The organism is Pseudomonas citronellolis, from assembly GCF_029335315.1.
Lineage (GTDB): Bacteria > Pseudomonadota > Gammaproteobacteria > Pseudomonadales > Pseudomonadaceae > Pseudomonas > Pseudomonas citronellolis_A.
In genome coordinates, this window is the sequence record NZ_JARJLT010000316.1 from 1 (window position 1) to 1,147 (window position 1,147).

1 protein-coding gene is annotated in these 1,147 nt (G+C 68.4%); it reads left to right on the forward strand.

Annotated features, from left to right (window positions below):
• Positions 1 to 153: 153 nt before the first annotated feature.
• The coding region (locus tag P3W75_RS23650) for an alpha/beta fold hydrolase (RefSeq protein ID WP_276229749.1) at positions 154 to 1,147 on the forward strand (994 nt) is incomplete at its 3' end.

Consider the following 1,147-nt stretch of genomic DNA (forward strand, 5'->3'; position numbering starts at 1 on the left):
GGTGCCAGGCGCACCTTGGGAGCCCGGCACCACAGCCGCCGGAAACTCCGCTCGCGAGCAAGCTCGCGCCTACAGGGAGCCACGGCCGGACTTGTGGCGCCCCCGACGCCCCAGGCATGCTAGAGCATTCCCTTGCCCTTCCGAGGACACCCCATGTTCCGACGCTGGCTCCCCGCCCTGCTGCTGGCCGCCGCCCTGCCGCTGCAGGCCGCCGAAACCCGGCCGACCTACGGCCCCGAACTGGAACGCTTCGACTACGCCTACCCGGTGGGGCACTTCAGCTTCGTCTCCCAGGGCAAGCACGTGCACATGGCCTACATCGACGTGAAGCCGGCCAAGCCCAACGGCCGCGCGGTGGTCCTGCTGCACGGCAAGAACTTCTGCGCCGGCACCTGGGAGGCCAGCATCGCCGCCCTCAGCGCCGCCGGCTACCGGGTGGTGGCGCCAGACCAGATCGGCTTCTGCAAGTCGACCAAGCCCGAGCACTACCAGTACAGCTTCCAGCAGCTGGCGAGCAACACCCACGCCCTGCTCGACAAGCTCAAGCTGCGCAAGGTCACCCTGCTCGGCCATTCCACCGGCGGCATGCTCGCCGCCCGCTACGCGCTGATGTACCCGCAGCAGATCGAGCAACTGGTGCTGGTCAACCCGATCGGCCTGGAGGACTGGAAGGCCCTCGGCGTGCCCTACCGCACCCCGGACCAGTGGTACGAGCGCGAGCTGAAGACCAGCGCCGAGAGCATCCGCAAGTACGAGCAGGCCACCTACTACGCCGGCCAGTGGAAGCCGGAGTACGACAAGTGGGTGAACATGCTCGCCGGCCTCAACAACGGTTCCGGCCACGAGCGCGTGGCGTGGAACTCGGCGCTGCAGTACGACATGATCTTCACCCAGCCGGTGCTCTACGAGTTCGGCCAGATCCAGGCGCCGACCCTGCTGATGATCGGTACCCAGGACAACACCGCGATCGGCAAGGACGTCGCCCCCGAGGCGCTGCGCGCCAAGCTGGGCAACTACGCCGAGCTGGGCAAGCGCACCGCCCAGGCCATCCCCAATTCCACCCTGGTGGAGTTCGACAAGCTCGGCCACGCGCCGCAGATCCAGGACCCGCAGGCGTTCCACGCCGCCCTGCTGAAGGGCCTGGCCG